The sequence below is a fragment of the Oceaniovalibus sp. ACAM 378 genome (genome assembly GCF_008085915.1).
Classification (GTDB): Bacteria; Pseudomonadota; Alphaproteobacteria; order Rhodobacterales; family Rhodobacteraceae; genus Oceaniglobus.
Genome location: NZ_VSJK01000003.1, coordinates 209163 through 226179 on the forward strand (window position 1 = coordinate 209163; position 17017 = coordinate 226179).

A 17017-nucleotide genomic window follows, 5' to 3' on the forward strand; every position below is an offset into this window, starting at 1 on the left:
TGCCATCAATCGATCCGATTTCGACCTGCAATATGGGGAAAACGCGATGAAGGATGTGGCTCAATCGTCCGGTTCGTCGCAAGGCCGGGGAAATTCATGGCGTGTCGGTGTCGATTCGGGTGGGACATTCACAGATGTCTGTCTTTTCGACGAGGCAAGCGGTGAAATCTCGGTCTGGAAGGTCGCGTCAACCCCGGATGATCCATCACGCGGTATCGCCCAAGGGGTCGACGAAGGGCTGACCAACCGTGGTTTGGCGCAAGAAGACCGCACCGCCGCCGTTGCCTATCTGGGGCATGGCACAACGGTCGCAACGAATGCGCTGATCACCGGGGCGGGGGCCAAGCTGGGTCTGATCACCACCGACGGATTCCGTGATTTGCTTGAGATCGGACGTCAGAAACGCCCTGACCTGTATGATCTGTTTGCGGGCAAGCCAACCACTCTGGTGCCGCGCGAGTTGCGGTTTGGAGTCGCCGAGCGGGTGTTGCACACCGGCGAAGTCGCGACCGAACTGGACGAAGATGCGGTACGCGCCGCGGCGCGGGAAATGCGCGAAAAGGGTGTCGGGTCGGTCGCGATCTGCTTTCTCTATTCCTTCGTCAATCCGGCGCACGAAAAGGCCGCCCGCGCCATCGTTGCACAGGAAATGCCCGACGCCTTCATCTGCGCCAGTCACGAAATCGCGCCCGAGTTCCGCGAGTTCGAGCGGCTTTCGACCGCCACGGTCAACGCCTATCTCGGCCCGATCATGAGCCGCTATATCTCGCGCTTGTCCCCCCGGTTCGTCGATATGGGGGTGACGGTCGCACCGCATCTGACCCAGTCGAACGGCGGCGTTGTGCGGTTTGACGCGGCGGCTGAATCGCCGGTGCGCGCGGTGTTGTCCGGACCATCCACCGGCGTGGTGGCGGCCCGGGCCATCGGCACGCGGGCCGGGTTTGACGATATCATCACCTTCGACATGGGCGGCACGTCTTCGGATGTGGCGCTGATGGCCGGGGGCGATGTCGCCCAGACCAACGAGAGCACGGTTCACGGCTATCCGATCAAGGCGCCGATGCTGGACATTCACACGGTCGGGGCTGGCGGCGGTTCGATCGCGTCGATCGACTCGGGCGGATTGCTCAAGGTGGGGCCGGAAAGCGCCGGTGCCGATCCCGGGCCGGTCTGTTACGGGCGCGGTGCCACCCGGCCCACGGTGACGGATGCCAATATCGTTTTGCAAATCCTCAACCCGACCCATCTTCTGGATGGCCGGATGAAGGTGCGCCGCGATCTGGCGGTCGAGGCGATTGGTCAGATGGCCGAGAAGCTGGGCATGGGGCTGGAGCAGACCGCGCAGGGCATTCTGTCAGTGGTCAGCGCCAATATGGCCAAGGCAATCAGGGTCGTTTCAGTCCAGCGCGGCCATGATCCGCGGGCCTATGCGCTGATGGCCTTTGGTGGGGCAGGGCCGTTGCATGCGGTGCGTCTGGCGCAGGAATTGGGGATGGCAAAGGTGATCGTGCCGCGCAACCCCGGCATCCTGTGCGCCATGGGTCTGTTGCTGACCGACCTGCGCGCCGATTTCGCGACGACGCGGCTTTTGCCGCTTGAACCCGAGGCGCTGAGCCGAATTGCTGCATCCCTGGACGCTGTCGATGCCGAAGGCGCGGCGTGGTTCGAGGATGAGGAAATCGCGCCCGAGGATCGGCGCACGGCCCGCCGCATCGACATGCGATACGAAGGACAGAACCACGAACTGGCCATTGCAGTGCCTGATGGCCCGCTGGACGGGGCCGCTCTGGATCAACTCAAACGTGCCTTTGACGAGGTCCATACCCGCCGCTACGGTTTCGCGGTCGAGGGCGAGCGGATCAACTGCGTCACCTTCCGCCTTGAGGCAACCGGCGTGGTGCAAAAGGCGGCGCTGCCCGAAGTGGCGGAAGGCCCGGCCGATGCCTCGGGCGCCGTGACAGGTGCCCGCGAAGTGTGGTATCCCGAGACCGGGGCTTTTACCGAAACCGCCCTCTATGCCCGAGACAGGCTGCACGCTGGCATGGCGTTCAATGGCCCGGCCATCGTCGAGCAGATGGACACCACCACGCTGATCCCACCCGGAGTCTCGGTGCGGGTCGACACGCTTGACAACCTGATCCTGGAGCTTGGCAAATGAGCATGACCCTCGATCCCATTACCGTCGAAGTGATCGGCGCGGCACTGTCCTCGATTGTCGAGGAAACCGGCGAGGCCCTGGTGCGCGCCTCCTATTCCACCAACATCAAGGAGCGGCGCGACTGTTCCACCGCGCTGTTCGACCGCGCGGGGCGCACGCTGTGTCAGGCCGAACATATCCCGATCCATCTGGGCAGCTTCCTTGATTTTATCCCGATGGTTCTGGCTGCCCATGATCCGGCTGAAATGCGGCCGGGTGACGTGTTCGTCGGCAATGACGCCTATCAGGGCGGCGGAACGCACCTGCCCGATATCGTTCTGGCGCAACCGATCTTTATCGACGGCACGCTGGTCGCCTGGACGGTGAACCTCGCGCATCACTCTGATTTCGTGGATCGCGGTCATGCGCATATCTATCAGGAGGGTTTGCGGATTCCGCCGATCCGCCTGTACCGGGCCGCAGAGCTGCAAAAAGACGTGCAGGACATGATCCTGCTGAACTGTCAGGTGCCGCGCGAACGTCTGTCTGATCTGCGCGCCCAGATGGCGGCAAACCGGGTGGGCGTGCAGCGGTTCACCGATCTCTGTGCCCGTTACGGAGTCGATACGGTGCTTGCCTCGGGCGAGGCGCTGCTCGACTATGCCGAGCGCAAGATGCGCGCCGGGCTGTCGGCGCTGCCCGATGGGCGCTGGCGGTTCGAAGATGTGTTCGACAGTCTGGATTTCGACGACCCGCTGCAACTGGCGGTGGAAATCACCATCAAGGGTGGCGATATCACGCTGGACTTCGAAGCGCCGCCGCAGGTCCGTTCGGGCATCAACATGACCCGCACCGCGCTGCTTGCGACCGTATACTACATTGTGAAATCGGTGGTTGATCCCACGGTCCTGCCCAATGCGGGGCTGGCGCGGGCGATCACGGTGAATGCGCCACAGGGTTCGGTGGTCAGCTGTGCCCATCCGGCGGCGGTGAATGGGCGGGTGCAAACCTGCCAACGGGTTGCAGACCTTATTCTGGGCGCTCTGGCACAGGCGGCACCCACCCGGGTTTCGGCCTGCACCAATTCGGCCTGCACGGTCGCTGTGTTTTCCGGCACCCGCCAGACCGGCCCTGAAGCAGGCAATTACTGGGTTTACCTTGAAACCATCGGCGGTGGTGGCGGGGCGCGGGCCGACGGTGACGGGCTGGACGGAATCCATGTCCATGTCACCAATACGTCGAACCTGCCGATCGAGGCGCTTGAACTTGAATATCCCCTGATCCTTGAACGTTACGAGCTGATCGACGGGTCGGGCGGAGAAGGGCGACACCGGGGCGGTATGGGGCTGCGCCGGGTTTACCGCGCGACCGAGGACTGCATGGTCCGCGTCGATATCTCGCGCACCCAGTCCCGGTCGTGGGGGCTTGATGGCGGCGGCGAAGGCGGACACGGGGCCTTTTCCACCGGCCCGGAAACCCAACCCTTTGAGCGCGGTTGCGGGACGTTGCGGGCGGGTGAATGGCTTGAGGTCATGACGCCCGGTGGCGGGGGCCATGGGCGCGCGCCGCTTCAGGATGCGAAGATCGCCGCCGAATGACCTGACACAGCGTCAATAAAGAACGCGAAAAAACCGGATGGGACAGAGACAATGTTCCGCCTTCAACAAGGAGAACCACATATGACACATGACCTGAACCGCCGCGGATTTCTTGCCGCAAGTGGTGCCGTTGCCGGGGGACTTGCCTTTGTCTCTCCAAGCGCGCTTTTCGCGCAAGAGGGCGGCACATTGCGCTTTGCGCTGTCCACATATCCGCCCAGCTTTGATGCTTGGGCGTCCAGCGGCACGGCGGCGGGCACGATCAAGCTGCTGATGCACCGGGGTCTTCTGAGCTATGACGCCGAGGGCAAGATGCGCGGCGAACTGGCCGAAAGCTGGGAAGTGGATGACAGCGGCGCATGGATCTTCAAGCTGCGTGATGCCAAATGGCACGACGGATCGCCTGTCACCGCCGAAGATATCGCATGGAACGTGACCGAAGGGCAGAAAGCCGATTCTGCGGCCTATTTTCAGGGGCAGCTGGTTCAGATCCTCACGGTCGAAACGCCGGATGCAAAGACTGTGCGGATGATCACTGCTGAACCTCTTGCCATTCTTCCCGGCTGGTTCGCGCATTACAACATGCCGATGATCAAAAAGGGTGAACCGCGCGATACGATGATCGGCGCCGGTCCTTTCAAATTGTCCGGGCAAGACCGGGGTGTGTCGCTCTCGCTGGTTGCCAATCCGGATTACTATAAAGAAGGCCTTCCGAAACTCGACGGTATCGAGGCCACGGTTTACGCCGATGAAAACCTGCGGGTTGCGGCGCTTGAGGCCGGAGACGTTGATCTGATCGAATATGTCCCATGGCAGTCGATGACCCGGATCGAGGAAAACCCAGAGCTTAAACTGGACACCCGCGACGGTCCCTTCATGTATCTGACGTTTAACGCGACCCGCGCGCCCTTTGACAATCCATTGGTGCGCCGCGCCGTCGCCCATGCGATCAAGCGGGAAGACATTGTCGCCGCTGCATTCTTCGAACGTGGTGGCCCCTTGGCGCATTTGCCGATTGCCGAACAGTCCGAGTTCTATAACCCCGAATTTGCCAACGCCTGGGATTATGACCCGGAAAAGGCCAAGGCACTGCTGACCGAAGCCGGTTATCCGGATGGGTTTGATTGCACCATGCTGTCGACCGCGCAATACGGAATGCACCAGTCGACCGCCGAAGTCTGCCAAGCCTATCTGTCGATGATCGGCATCAATGCGCAACTTGATCTGCCGGAATGGTCATCCCGGGTGCAGAAGGGCAACGAAGGTTCCTATGATCTGGCGGTTATGGGCACCACGGCAAACAACAACGATCCTGCCGGTCTGAGCAATATTCTGGATGGATCACTGCCCAACAGCTTTGTGCGGAGCTTTGGTATGGAGACTCCGGAAATCACCGAAGCCTTTGCCCGTGGTCAGGCCGAGTTTGATTATGAAACCCGCAAGGAAATCTATCGCGGGCTTGAAGAAACGGCAATCGAGACGGTTCCTATTGTCGGGTTGGCCTGGCGTTCGCAGGGCTATGCGATGCGGAATTCGGTTTCGGGTTTTGCGAACATGCCCGGGCAACTGACCTTCTATTCCGGCATCACGCTGGAAGACGCGATGCTGGGCTGATCGGGGATCATGTTGAGATATATCGCTTATCGCAGCGTCGTCGCGCTGTTTCTCGTCTGGGTGGTGGTGACAGCAGTGTTTTTGCTGCTGCACCTCATCCCCGGGGATCCGGCTGAACTTCTGCTGTCTCAGGGTTCGATTGCCGCCGATCCGGCGGCAGTTGCGGCGCTGCGAGAAAAGATGGGCCTGAACGCGCCCATCTGGCAGCAATATATCGACCATCTGGGCGGAGTGCTCACCGGTGATCTCGGCGTGTCGTTTCGTGACGGCGCGCCGGTGGTCGAACAGATCGCCAAGCGGCTTCCCCGCACCCTTGAGGTGATCGTGACAGCCGCCCTGATCGCCACGGGCATTGGCGTGCCGCTTGGCACCTATGCGGCGATCCATGCCAATGGCCGGGCCGACGGTGCGATTTCGTTCTTCGCCTCGGCGGCACTGTCGACACCGGTTTTCGTGGTGGGCACGGTGGTGATCCTGATCTTCGCGCAAAAGCTGAAAATCATGCCGGCGGGGGGCTTTATTCCGTTTTCCGAAGATCCTGTCGGCCATATCCGGTTGTTGCTTTTGCCTGCGGGCACCGTCGCGCTGTCGCTGCTGGCGGTGATCACGCGGATGAGCCGGGCTTCGGTGCTGGAGGTGTTGCAACGGGACTATGTGCGCACCGCCCGCGCCAAGGGGCTGCCGCGTAAGCGTATTCTGCGCCGCCATGTGGTGCGCAACGCGATGATCCCCGTTCTGACGATCCTGGGCCTTGAGATGGGCACGCTGATCGGTGGCACGGTTCTGGTTGAGTTCGTGTTCAACTGGCCCGGCCTGTCCGGGTATCTTGTCGCGGCGGTCGATGCACGGGATTACCCCGAAGTCGTAGGTATCGTAATGACTATTTCCATTCTTTTCGTGTTCCTGAACCTGCTGGTCGATGTGATCAATGCAGCCCTTGATCCGCGCATCAGCCTGGTGCGCCGATGAACCGGGCGCAACGCAAGCTGATCCTGCCGACCGCAATTGCGGCCATCATCGCCGCGCTGGTGTTGCTGGCACCGTTCCTGCCGCTGGCCGATGTCCGGTTGATGGACATCCCCGGGCGATTTTCGGCGCCCTCGTCGGAACATTGGCTTGGACAGGATGAATTCGGGCGGGACGTGTTGTCGCGGCTGATCTGGGGCGGACGGGCATCGTTGTTCATCGCCATCGGCTCGGCACTGGCCGCTGCCGTCATCGGCACCACGCTGGGTCTTTTGGGCGGGTTTTTTCGTGGCTTCGTCGAGGTTATCACCGTCCGGTTTTCCGAAGTGATCCTGTGCCTGCCGCCGCTGCTTCTGGCGCTGCTCGTGGTTACGATTCTGGGGGCGGGGACATGGCCGCTGATCCTGGCGCTGACGCTGCTTTATACGCCAAACTATGCGCGGGTGGTCTATGCTGCGACCTTGCAGGTTCGGTCGCTTGATTTTGTCACGGCGCAGACCGCCATGGGTGCCCATCCGGTGCAGATTCTGGCGCGGACCGTGCTGCCCAACATACTGCCGCCGCTTCTGGTGCAGATGTCGCTGGTCGTTGCATCGGCGATGGTGATCGAAAGCGGGCTCAGCTTTCTGGGACTTGGGGTTGTGCCGCCGACACCGTCCTGGGGGTTGATGATCCGGGCCGCACGGGGCGCGATGGAGCAGCAGTGGCTGTTGCTGGTCTGGCCGTCGCTGGCGCTGGCGGGCACGATCCTGACCTTCAATCTGTTGTGCGACCGGCTGCAATCGGCACTTGATCCCCGCGGAGTGACCGGCGGTGGCGCGCTGTGGCTGCGTCGTGGGCGCAATGCTCCGGCCCCGACACCTGTTGCCAAGGTCGCCGCCGAGGCTGACGCCCTGTTGCGGGTCGAGGACATGTCGATCCGGCTGCACGCCGAAACCGGCATGATCGAACTGGTGCGCGGCGTGTCCTTTACCGTGATGCCGGGGGAAACCCGCGCCATCGTCGGCGAAAGCGGATCGGGCAAGACGCTGACGGGTCTCGCCTTGACCGGGCTGTTGCCCGACGTTCTGAGCATCAGCGGTGGGCGGGCTCTGTTCAACACCCGCGATGGCACACAGGTGGATCTGTCCAAACTGGACGAAGACGCGTTCCGCACCCTGCGGGGCCGCGAGGTGTCGATGGTGTTTCAGGATGCCGCTGCCGCGCTGAACCCGGTTTTGCGTATCGGTGAACAGTTGGGCGAGGCGATCCGTGCGCATAATGACATCGACGATGCCGCGCTGAATAAGCGGGTCGTTGCCCTGCTGCGGCAGGTCGGTCTGCCCGATCCCGAAAGCCGGGTTCGTTCCTATCCGCACGAGCTTTCGGGCGGGCAACGGCAGCGGGCGATGATCGCGGTGGCTGTGGCGAATGAACCCCGTCTTCTGATCGCTGACGAGCCGACAACCGCGCTTGACCCGACGATTCAGGCGCAGATCCTGACCCTGTTCCAGACGCTGAAGGATGAAACCGAAGGCATGGGGCTGATCTTTGTCACCCATGATCTGGCGGTTGTGGCCGAGATCGCCGATCAGGTGACGGTGATGTATGCCGGTGAAGTGGTCGAAGAGGGGCCGGTGGATCAGGTGTTTGCCCGTCCGCGCCACCCCTATACCGCCGCGCTGATCGCTTCGGTTCCCGAAGGCGGCGCCGACCGGCTGGTGGCGATTCCGGGCACGGTGCCGACGCCGCACAACATGCCGCCGGGCTGCCGCTTTGCACCCCGATGTGACCATGCGATCGCCGCCTGTTCCGCCGCCATGCCCGACATTGAACGCCCGGCACCCGACCGGCGCACCCGCTGTATTCGCTGGGAGGAGGTGACCTGATGACCGGACCATTGGTACAGGCCCACGGGTTGGGCCGAAATTTCCCCATGCGTCAGGGGCTCTTGGGCCGGCCGCGCGATGTCTGGGCAGTGCGCGATGTCGACCTGACCGTGGCGCGGGGCGAAACCCTCGGCGTGGTCGGAGAGTCGGGCTGCGGCAAATCCACTCTGGGGCGGATGATGATGGGGCTTGATGCACCCACGACCGGCTCGGTTGAATTTGACGGGCGCGATCTGGCCGACGTGAAGGGGGGCGAGCGGCGCAGGCTGGCGCGTCGGATGCAGATGGTGTTTCAGGATCCGTTCGGATCGCTTGATCCGCGCCGCAGTGTTGGCGCGCAGATCGCCGACGGCTTGCGGATCCACAATATCGTCCCAAGTGACAAGATCGCCGAAGAGGTGCTGCGCCTGACCGAGCAGGTGGGCCTCTCGCCCGAGTCTGTGCGCCGTCGTCCGCACGAATTTTCCGGCGGTCAGCGCCAGCGTGTTGCCATCGCCCGTGCCCTTGCCACACGTCCCGATTTCATTGTCGCCGATGAACCCGTGTCGGCGCTGGACGTGTCGATTCAGGCGCAGGTGGTGAACCTGTTGATGGATCTGCGGCAGGATCTTGATCTTGCCATGCTGTTCATCAGTCACGACCTGCATGTGGTGCGCCACCTGTGTAACCGGATCGTCGTGATGTACCTTGGCCGCATCGTCGAGGAAGGACCGGCCGCCAAGGTGTTTGGCACGCCCGCGCATCCCTATACCCGCGCCCTGCTGGAATCGACGCCCTCGCTGGAACCGCGTCATGCGGCACTGGGTGATCGGGTGTTGCCCGGCGAACTGCCCAGCCCGATGAACCCGCCATCCGGCTGTCCATTCCGTACCCGCTGCCCGATTGCCGAACCCGCTTGTGCGCAGGCGGTCCCGCCGCTGACGCCCCAGGAGGATGGCTGGCGCGCGGCCTGTATCAAGGCCGGGCCGGTCAAGATAGCCGAGCCGGCATAAATTTATCTATCGTTCGACAAGGCTTTTGAATTGGACGGGGACCCCCCGCGACCGTTTCAATGCCCCAACGTTCACGCACAACAAACAGGAGCGTACCCATGATCGACAAGATCCGCATGGCCGAACTGACATCTGAAGAAGCCCGCCAGAACCTGACGGAAGATGCCGTCGTGCTTCTTCCCATGGGATCGCTCGAGGATCAGGGCATCCACGCGCCGATGGGGGATTACCTTGCGGCCGATCTGGTGGCGCTGGAAATCGCCAAAACCGCCCGCGCCGATGGTGTCGCCACTTTCGTCGCACCGGTCATCCCGTTCGGGGGTCGCGACTATTTCGACTCGAGCCATGGCGGTATCTCGATCAGCCACGCCACGCTGGCCGGTATCATCGACGACATGTTCGCCTGTCTGACCCGCCACGGCATCCGCAAGATCATGATCGTCAACGGTCATGGCGGCAACGTGCCGGTGATCACCGAGGTCGCGCTGCGCTGGCGTCACAAGGCGGGGTTGTTCGTTCCGTCGATGTATCTGTGGCAGGTCGCCTATGGGCTGCTGCCCGATCTGATCGGTGCTGAGAAGGCAAAGAAATCGTCCGGCCACGGTGGCGATCCGCTGACCTCTGTCGGGCTGCATTTTTACCCTGATCTGCTGCGTGCAGATTTGATCCGCCCGGCGCCGACCGGAGCAAAGGTCAAAGGGCTTGAAGTGTCCGGCTTTTCAACTCTGCGCTATGATGGGGTGAACATTCAGGCGCCGATCGAGGCTCTGGAAGCCACCGAAACCGGCGCGTATAATTGTGATCCGAACCTGAGCAGCGCCGAAACCGGCGAAAAGCTGGTTGCCCGGCTGGCCGAGATCGGTGCGGGTCTTGTGCGCGACCATGTTGCGCGCGGCTTGCACGACTGACAATGCGCGCCCTGCCTGATTTCTGCCTGATTGAAGATGGGCGTCGCGCAGGGCTTGCATGACTTACAGGGCGCGGCGGTGTCGCGCAGGTATTGAAGCAGTTACAACAACCTACTGGGGAGAGACGACATGAAGACGATTGCAAGACTCAGCCTGGCCACTGCCATGGTGTTTGCCTTTGCCGCCGCCGGTCAGGCCGAAACGACCTGGCGCATGGCCACCAAGATGCCGGTGGACAGCCCTGAAGGCAAAGTGTTCGATAAATTTTCCGAGTTGACCAACGAATACACCAACGGCGAACTGACGATCGACGTCTTTCCCAACGAACAGCTGGGCAAGGAAGACGCGGTTCTGGAGCAGCTGCAGGCCAATATCATCCAGATCTATGCCGAAGGTTTCGGATATATGAAGAAATGGGAGCCGGCGCTGGCCTGGACCTCTGCCGCTTTTGCCTTCGACGATATCGATCATTGGAAGCGGTTCATGGCGTCGGACACCGTCACTGGCTGGTTCGATCATGCAGCCGAACAGGCAGGCGTGCGCCCGCTGGGCGATCCGACGCGCGTGTTGCGCGGGCCGTTCCGGGTGATGGTGTCGAACAAGCCGGTCAATTCGGCCGACGACATGAAGAACATCAAACTGCGGATGCATGAGAACAAGGTCGCCATCGAAACCTGGGATACTCTGGGTGCCGAAGTGATCACGCTGCCTTGGACCGAAGTGTATCAGGGTATCTCCAAGGGCATCGTCGAGGCGGTGAATTCACCCATCGCCCTGGTTGAATCCATGCGTTTCAACGAGGTCGCACCCTATATCGCGCGCCATGACGAATACTGGCAGTCGATCGGCTTTATGGTCAACGAACAGGCGCTGGGCGAGTTGGACGAGGCCACCCTCGCGGGCCTGATGAAAGCCTATGACGAGACCGGCGACTTTTCCGAGGACCTGATGTTCAAGGTTGCCGACGAGGGGATCGAGCGGATGAAGGCTGCGGGCACGACCTATACCGTGATCGACACCGCCCCGCTGGTTGAAAAGATGCGCGTCTATTACGATGACATGGCCGCCAAGGGCGAACTTCCCGAAGGCTTTGTCGAGGCAATTGAATCCTCGCGAGCGCCGAATTGACTCCGCACGAATATCAGCCGGAGGGTCCGCTCACGCGGGCCCTCAACGCGATTGACCGGTTCAACTGGTCGTTGGGTGGCGCGTTCATGTGGCTTTCGAATATCTGCCTGCTGGCGATGCTGGGGCTGACCACCGCGACGATTGTCCTTCGTCCGTTTGACATTTCGTTCTACTGGATGTGGCCCTGGACGATGGTATTCTTCGTCTGGCTATCGTTCTTTGGGTTCTTCGCGCTCTACGCCCGGCTGAAAGACGTGCGCGTCGATTTTCTGGCCAACAAGCTGGGCCCAAAGGGTTTTGCCCTGACCCGTATTCTGACCGATGCTGCCACGCTTCTTGTCACCGGTGTTCTTATTTCACAGGTCCCCACGGTCATCGCCACGTCGCGCGGTGTGTTCGACGGTGCGATCCTGCCCCAAGGCCTTGAACTGCCGCGTCTGGCGCTTTCTATTCCCTTGATGATCTCGACGGTTCTGGTTGCCTGGACCGCCATTCTGGACTTGGCCAAGATGGCCGCCGGAATGCCCGAGAACATCACCGACCACCTCCCGGAGGCCTGATTGATGGCGTGGATTCTGTTCGGCAGCTTTCTTGTCTTGATTCTGATGCGCGTACCGATCTCGATTGCGATCGGTACCGCTGTTGTTCTTACCTTTCTGACGTCCGATTTCTCGAACGCATTGCAGATTATCCCGCAGCAGATGCTGGAAGGGGTGAACAAGGCGTCGCTGACCGCCGTGCCGTTCTTTATCATGGCCGGCAACCTGATGAACGTGACCGGGGTGACCGGGCGCATCTTTGCCTTTGCCAACGCGCTTGTCGGACATCTCAAGGCCGGGCTGGCACAGGTGAACGTGCTGTCGTCGATGATCTTTGCGGGCATTTCCGGGGCCGCCGTCGCCGATTGCGCCGGTCTTGGCGCGATCGAGATCAAGGCCATGCGCGAGGCCGGATACAAACCCGCCTTTGCCGCCGCGATCACGGTTGCGTCCTCGGTCATCGGGCCGCTTATTCCGCCCTCCATCGGTCTGGTGATCTATGCGTTTCTTGCGCAGCAATCGATCGAACGGATGTTTCTGGCGGGGCTGATCCCCGGTCTCATCGTCGGTCTGGCGCTGATGATCTATGTGCGCATCCTTGCCGAGTTCCGCGATTTCCCGACCCAGAAACGCGCCACGGTGCAAGAGGTGACCCATACCGCACGCCACGGCTTTGCCGCCCTGATGGCACCCGCGATCATCCTCGGGTCGATCATGTTTGGTTTCGTCACGGCAACCGAAGCGGGCGTTCTGGCCTGTCTTTACTGCATCATCCTTGGCATCTGGTACAAGGAGCTGACGTGGAAGGGGTTCTTCGACGCGCTCAGCGATACCGCCATGGTGACGGCGGTTATCATGATCATCATCGCCTTCTCGATTGCGATGGGGTGGTTGCTGGCGATTGACCAGACGCCGCAAAAGCTGGCCGAGTGGACATTCTCGATGACCGACAACCGCAACGTGTTCCTTGGGCTGCTGCTGGTTTTCATCATCCTCGTCGGCTGTGTCGTCGAAGGTGTGCCGGCCAAGCTGATCCTGGTGCCGACGCTTTTGCCGCTGATCGATGCCTATGGTATCGACCGGGTGCATTTCGGCATCATCATCCAACTGGGCCTGCTGATCGGTATTGCGACACCGCCCATGGGCATCGGACTGTACATCGTGTCCGAAGTTGGCCGGGTGCCGTTTGAAAAAGTGACAATGGCGGTTCTGCCGATGCTGGTGCCGCTGATCGTGGTGCTGATCCTGCTGACCTATGTGCCAGCGGTGTCCACCTTCCTTCCCGATCTCGTTCTTGGAAAACAATAGGACTGATAATGACCAATCTTTTTTACAAAATGAACCCGATGCCGCCGAAGATCGACCAGAGCAAACTGGATCGTCTGGCAAAGCTGGAAACCGCGACCATCGGTCACTTTTATCACTTCGGCTTTACGGCACCCGCGATTCAGCCGGTGCTGAAGGGCAAGGTGGTTACCGGCACTGTGGTGACACTGGCGATTCCGGGACTTGATTCCACGCTGCTGCATCACTGTCTGAGTGAGGTCGGCCCGGGCTATTTCATGGCGGTCGACCGGCTGGGCGATACCAAATACGCCTGCTGGGGCGGGGGTGTCACGCGGATGGCGGCGATGATGGGACTGGAAGGCGCCTGCATCGACGGCCCGCACACCGACACGCTTGAGGTCGAAGAACAGGGCTTCGCGATGTGGTCGCGCGGGCCTTCGCCGGTGACGACGCGGCTTTACAACTCGGGCGGTGGGTTCAACGTGCCAGTCAGTATCGGTGGCGCGGCGGTTCTGCCCGGCTATGCGGTTCTGGCCGACGATTCCGGCGTTCTGTTTATCGCACCAGAAGATCTGGACGCGGTTCTGGCCGAAGGTGAGCCGAGGACCGAACGGGGTCGCATCTCCGAGGCCAAAGTCAGCGCGGGCACCCATCTGGGCGAACTCTCCGGCGCGACAAAGATGGTCAACGCCAAGCTGAACGGCTGAGGATCAGGGCAGGTGGGTGAACGTGCTGTAGCGACTGTGGGCTTTGCACCACTCCTGCGCCACCTCTTGGGCGATCTCAAGGATCGTGCCCACCTGCTTGCGCCGCGCCCGGTTGACATAGCTGCATGTGACTTTCAGCGGCGCGATCGGGCGGGTCACCGGAATCTCCACCAACCGGCCCGCCAACAGGTCTTCTTCCAGCGCGACCTTGGACAGCGCCGAGGCGCCATAGCCCAGGCGCAGCATCTCGCAGATGGTTGTCAACGAGTTGCCATAATGACGGGGCGCGGGGCGTGTCGACATTTCATCGACGTATTCGGCCACCGGATTGAACAACGGCGAGGATTTCGGATAGAGCACCAGCGGCAGATCGCGCAGGGTTTCGGGTGTCATCGGCAGGATCTGTCCCTCGATCAGATCGGGCCGCGCCACCCATCCGACATCGTAAATCACGGAAAAGTGGGCGTTCCTTGCGCGCTCGCCACCGGCGGTAAAGGCCAGATCCAATGTGCCGGCCTCGATGAACTTTCCAAGTTGCAAATCGGACGCGGAATAGAAATCCAGCAGGATGTCAGGATGTTCGGCCATTACCCTGTCGCGCAGCGCCGGTCCCCATGTGATCGTCGCCATTCCCGCCACACCGATGGAAATGCGCCGCTTTTTCTTGTCCTGAAGCCGGGCGGTCATCGCCTCGCGCAGGTGCAGAAAACTGAGCGCAAACTCCGCCACCTCGACCCCCTGGTCGGTCAGGCGAAATTCTGGCGCATCCCGGTCGATCAGCGTCTTGCCAAGATCGGTTTCAAGTCCCTGAATGCGCGCCGAAACAGCCGGTTGGGTCAATCCCAGCCGTTCAGCAGTCCTGCGGTAGTTCTGGATCTGACTGAGCCAATAGAACGCTTCAAGCTGTTTGAAATTCATCGTAATTCCACCAATACCACGAGTTAAAGGATCACTTATGACCGTCGCTGTCTACCTGCCCGCCCAAGATAAGACCCAATGGTGGGTGGAAATGCTGCAAGGCCTTCTGCCCGGCTGGGATATTGCCGCGATTGATGAAATCGAAGATCCGTCGGCTGTCAAGCACGCCGTCGTCTGGCGTCCGCGCGCGGGCGACATGGCCCGATTCCCGAATCTCGAGGTGATTGTTTCGATTGGCGCGGGTATCGACCACGTGCTGGCCGATCCGGAACTGCCCAAAGGCGTGCCGATCATCCGCACCGTGGGCGACGACCTGACACAGCGGATGCGCGAATATGTGGCGCTGCATGTGCTGCGCCATCACCGCGACATGCCGCGCCAGTTGCAGGCGCAGGCCGAAAAGGACTGGCACGCTATCGTTGTGCCGGTGGCGCCAAACCGTGTGGTCGGCGTCATGGGCTTGGGCAATCTGGGTGCTGCGGCGGCAAAGACGCTGGCAGGGCTGGGGTTTGCTGCGCGCGGTTGGTCGAAATCGGGCAAGGACATTGAAGGCGTCGAAACCTTTGCCGGGGCCGACGGAATGGATGCGTTTCTGTCGGGCTGTGAAATCCTCGTGAACCTGCTGCCCTTGACGGATTCGACCAAGGGCATCCTGAACGCCGACCTTTTTGGCAAGCTGCCCAAGGGTGCCTGCGTCATCAACTGCGCCCGCGGCGGCCATCTCGTCGACGGCGATTTGATTGCAGCACTGGAGTCAGGCCAGATCAAACAGGCGACGCTGGACGTTTTCCATCAAGAGCCGCTGCCGGCCGACAACGCGTTCTGGGCGAATTCCGCTATCACCGTCACCCCCCACGTTGCGTCGCAGATCGACGCCGCCACGGGTGGTCGGCTGATTGCGGCCAACCTCAAGATCTTTGCGGAAACCGGCACCTGTCCGGATATGGCCGACGCTGCGCGGGGCTACTGACACCCGCCGCTTGACTTGGTGTCGGCGCTGAAACACGCTGCGCCGACACCATCCAAGGAGCCGCCGGAATGTTGCTAACCCAAGACCCTGACGCCACATTTCCCGCCAGAGCCGATGTCGTCGTGATCGGCGGCGGCGTTGTCGGCGTTACGGCGGCGCTGTTTCTGGCACGCGCCGGAGTGTCGGTGGTTCTGGTCGAAAAGGGCCGGGTGGCTGCGGAACAATCCTCGCGCAACTGGGGCTGGATCCGCAAACAGGGGCGTGACCCCATCGAACTGCCCCTGATGATCGAGAGCGAGCGGGAGTGGAAATCGATCGCCGCCCCGATCGCCAAAGAAATCCGAATGGCCGTGGTCGGCACCACTTACCTTGCCATGGACGATGCCGAATTCGCCGCGCGCCGCGACTGGGTCGAAAGCGCGCGCGGGTTTCAGCTGGACTGCAAAGTGCTTGGGTCGGCCGAAACGGACGCTCTGCTTGGACGAGACGACAGGCGGTTCAAGGGCGCGATCCACACCGCTTCGGACATGACCGCCGAACCGGGCCTTGCGGTGCCGGCCCTTGGGCGTCTGGCGCGCGAAGCCGGAGCCATTGTGATCGAAGGCTGTGCGGCGCGCGGTGTCGAGCACAGCGGCGGGCGGGTCTCTCATGTGGTGACTGAACGCGGTCCAATCGCCTGTGACTCGGTGATCCTGGGCGGGGGCGCCTGGTCGCGCACCTTTCTTGAAAACATGGGCATTTTCATTCCGCAACTAGGCGTCCGCTCGACCGTTCTGCGCACCACGCCGGGGCCGGAAATCCACCCCGGCGGGCTGGGTGCGACCTCAGCTTCGCTGCGCCGACGGGGCGATGGGGGCTATACCATCGGGCGCACCCATGCGGCGCGCTTTGATCTGATTCCGGCGGCGTTTCGCCATTTCCGGGCCTATATCCCACAGATGAAACTGCGCTGGAATACGATGCAACTGCGCGCAGGAACCGAGTTTTTCGGCGATCTCGGGCATGGGCGCTGGTCGCTGGATCAGGAATCGCCGTTCGAGCGGACCCGCGTCCTTGATCCCGGCCCGAACACCGCGCTGGCCCGAAATATGTTGACCTCGGCCAAGGCGCTGCATCCGCAACTGGGCAATATCCAAATCGCGGGGACATGGGCGGGAATGATCGACGTGACACCGGATGAATTGCCGATCATCGACGAGATGCCCGGATGCGCCGGGCTGTGGGTGGCGACAGGGCTGTCGGGGCACGGGTTCGGGATCGGCCCGGGCGTCGGGCGGGTGGTGGCCGAACTGGCCACAGGGCGCAATCCCATCGTCGATACCGCGCCCTTCGCGCTGTCGCGTTTTGCGACATGAGCGCGCCCGAGTCCGTGCCGGGTGTCGTTA

At 61.8% G+C, this 17017-nt stretch carries 14 protein-coding genes; 13 read left to right on the plus strand and 1 reads right to left on the minus strand.

Features of this window, described 5'->3' with window-relative positions:
- The first annotated feature begins 46 nt into the window (after positions 1 to 46).
- From FQ320_RS04990 to FQ320_RS05040, 11 genes are all read left to right on the plus strand, one after another.
- Positions 47 to 2158, plus strand: a complete 2112-nt coding sequence (locus FQ320_RS04990) for a hydantoinase/oxoprolinase family protein (protein ID WP_148470497.1) — start codon at positions 47 to 49, stop codon at positions 2156 to 2158.
- Entirely contained in the window at positions 2155 to 3735 is a 1581-nt protein-coding gene (locus FQ320_RS04995; protein ID WP_148470498.1) for a hydantoinase B/oxoprolinase family protein, read from the plus strand. The genes FQ320_RS04990 and FQ320_RS04995 overlap by 4 nt, the downstream gene beginning before the upstream one ends.
- A gap of 81 nt (positions 3736 to 3816) precedes the next feature.
- Positions 3817 to 5349, plus strand: coding sequence for an ABC transporter substrate-binding protein (locus FQ320_RS05000; RefSeq protein ID WP_148470499.1), 1533 nt, complete (start codon positions 3817 to 3819; stop codon positions 5347 to 5349).
- A 9-nt stretch (positions 5350 to 5358) separates the two neighbouring features.
- Positions 5359 to 6318 (plus strand): ABC transporter permease, encoded by a 960-nt coding sequence (locus FQ320_RS05005; protein WP_148470500.1) that lies wholly within the window; start codon positions 5359 to 5361, stop codon positions 6316 to 6318.
- The gene (locus FQ320_RS05010; protein ID WP_148470501.1) at positions 6315 to 8183 is read left to right on the plus strand and encodes a dipeptide/oligopeptide/nickel ABC transporter permease/ATP-binding protein; all 1869 of its coding nucleotides are present in this window, start codon (positions 6315 to 6317) and stop codon (positions 8181 to 8183) included. The genes FQ320_RS05005 and FQ320_RS05010 overlap by 4 nt, the downstream gene beginning before the upstream one ends.
- The gene (locus FQ320_RS05015; RefSeq protein ID WP_148470502.1) at positions 8183 to 9175 is read left to right on the plus strand and encodes an ABC transporter ATP-binding protein; all 993 of its coding nucleotides are present in this window, start codon (positions 8183 to 8185) and stop codon (positions 9173 to 9175) included. The genes FQ320_RS05010 and FQ320_RS05015 overlap by 1 nt, the downstream gene beginning before the upstream one ends.
- 98 nt (positions 9176 to 9273) lie before the next feature.
- Positions 9274 to 10083 (plus strand): creatininase family protein, encoded by an 810-nt coding sequence (locus FQ320_RS05020; protein ID WP_148470503.1) that lies wholly within the window; start codon positions 9274 to 9276, stop codon positions 10081 to 10083.
- A gap of 129 nt (positions 10084 to 10212) precedes the next feature.
- Complete coding sequence (locus FQ320_RS05025; protein ID WP_148470504.1) at positions 10213 to 11211, plus strand: TRAP transporter substrate-binding protein; 999 nt, start codon at positions 10213 to 10215, stop codon at positions 11209 to 11211.
- Positions 11208 to 11771 carry a TRAP transporter small permease gene (locus tag FQ320_RS05030; protein ID WP_148470505.1) on the plus strand — a complete coding sequence of 188 codons (564 nt, stop codon included), beginning with the start codon at positions 11208 to 11210 and terminating at the stop codon, positions 11769 to 11771. The genes FQ320_RS05025 and FQ320_RS05030 overlap by 4 nt, the downstream gene beginning before the upstream one ends.
- 3 nt (positions 11772 to 11774) lie before the next feature.
- Entirely contained in the window at positions 11775 to 13058 is a 1284-nt protein-coding gene (locus tag FQ320_RS05035; protein WP_148470506.1) for a TRAP transporter large permease, read from the plus strand.
- A gap of 8 nt (positions 13059 to 13066) precedes the next feature.
- Positions 13067 to 13744: an RraA family protein gene (locus FQ320_RS05040; protein WP_148470507.1), complete on the plus strand. Its 678-nt coding sequence runs from the start codon at positions 13067 to 13069 to the stop codon at positions 13742 to 13744.
- Between the two features lie 3 nt (positions 13745 to 13747).
- On the opposite strand, the gene FQ320_RS05045 is transcribed toward FQ320_RS05040, so the two are convergent.
- Positions 13748 to 14662: a LysR family transcriptional regulator gene (locus tag FQ320_RS05045; protein WP_148470508.1), complete on the minus strand. Its 915-nt coding sequence runs from the start codon at positions 14660 to 14662 to the stop codon at positions 13748 to 13750.
- A 37-nt stretch (positions 14663 to 14699) separates the two neighbouring features.
- On the opposite strand from FQ320_RS05045, the gene FQ320_RS05050 reads away from it, so the two are divergent.
- Both FQ320_RS05050 and FQ320_RS05055 read left to right on the plus strand, forming a co-directional pair.
- Positions 14700 to 15632, plus strand: a complete 933-nt coding sequence (locus FQ320_RS05050) for a glyoxylate/hydroxypyruvate reductase A (protein WP_148470509.1) — start codon at positions 14700 to 14702, stop codon at positions 15630 to 15632.
- 68 nt (positions 15633 to 15700) lie between these two features.
- Positions 15701 to 16987 (plus strand): FAD-binding oxidoreductase, encoded by a 1287-nt coding sequence (locus FQ320_RS05055; RefSeq protein WP_148470510.1) that lies wholly within the window; start codon positions 15701 to 15703, stop codon positions 16985 to 16987.
- Positions 16988 to 17017: the final 30 nt, after the last annotated feature.

Coding starts and splice junctions, on each gene's coding strand:
- FQ320_RS04990 (WP_148470497.1), top strand. CDS start 47: ATGAAGGATGTGGCTCAATCGTCCGGTTCGTCGCAAGGCCGGGGAAAT.
- FQ320_RS04995 (WP_148470498.1), top strand. CDS start 2,155: ATGAGCATGACCCTCGATCCCATTACCGTCGAAGTGATCGGCGCGGCA.
- FQ320_RS05000 (WP_148470499.1), top strand. CDS start 3,817: ATGACACATGACCTGAACCGCCGCGGATTTCTTGCCGCAAGTGGTGCC.
- FQ320_RS05005 (WP_148470500.1), top strand. CDS start 5,359: ATGTTGAGATATATCGCTTATCGCAGCGTCGTCGCGCTGTTTCTCGTC.
- FQ320_RS05010 (WP_148470501.1), top strand. CDS start 6,315: ATGAACCGGGCGCAACGCAAGCTGATCCTGCCGACCGCAATTGCGGCC.
- FQ320_RS05015 (WP_148470502.1), top strand. CDS start 8,183: ATGACCGGACCATTGGTACAGGCCCACGGGTTGGGCCGAAATTTCCCC.
- FQ320_RS05020 (WP_148470503.1), top strand. CDS start 9,274: ATGATCGACAAGATCCGCATGGCCGAACTGACATCTGAAGAAGCCCGC.
- FQ320_RS05025 (WP_148470504.1), top strand. CDS start 10,213: ATGAAGACGATTGCAAGACTCAGCCTGGCCACTGCCATGGTGTTTGCC.
- FQ320_RS05035 (WP_148470506.1), top strand. CDS start 11,775: ATGGCGTGGATTCTGTTCGGCAGCTTTCTTGTCTTGATTCTGATGCGC.
- FQ320_RS05040 (WP_148470507.1), top strand. CDS start 13,067: ATGACCAATCTTTTTTACAAAATGAACCCGATGCCGCCGAAGATCGAC.
- FQ320_RS05045 (WP_148470508.1), bottom strand. CDS start 14,662: ATGAATTTCAAACAGCTTGAAGCGTTCTATTGGCTCAGTCAGATCCAG.
- FQ320_RS05050 (WP_148470509.1), top strand. CDS start 14,700: ATGACCGTCGCTGTCTACCTGCCCGCCCAAGATAAGACCCAATGGTGG.
- FQ320_RS05055 (WP_148470510.1), top strand. CDS start 15,701: ATGTTGCTAACCCAAGACCCTGACGCCACATTTCCCGCCAGAGCCGAT.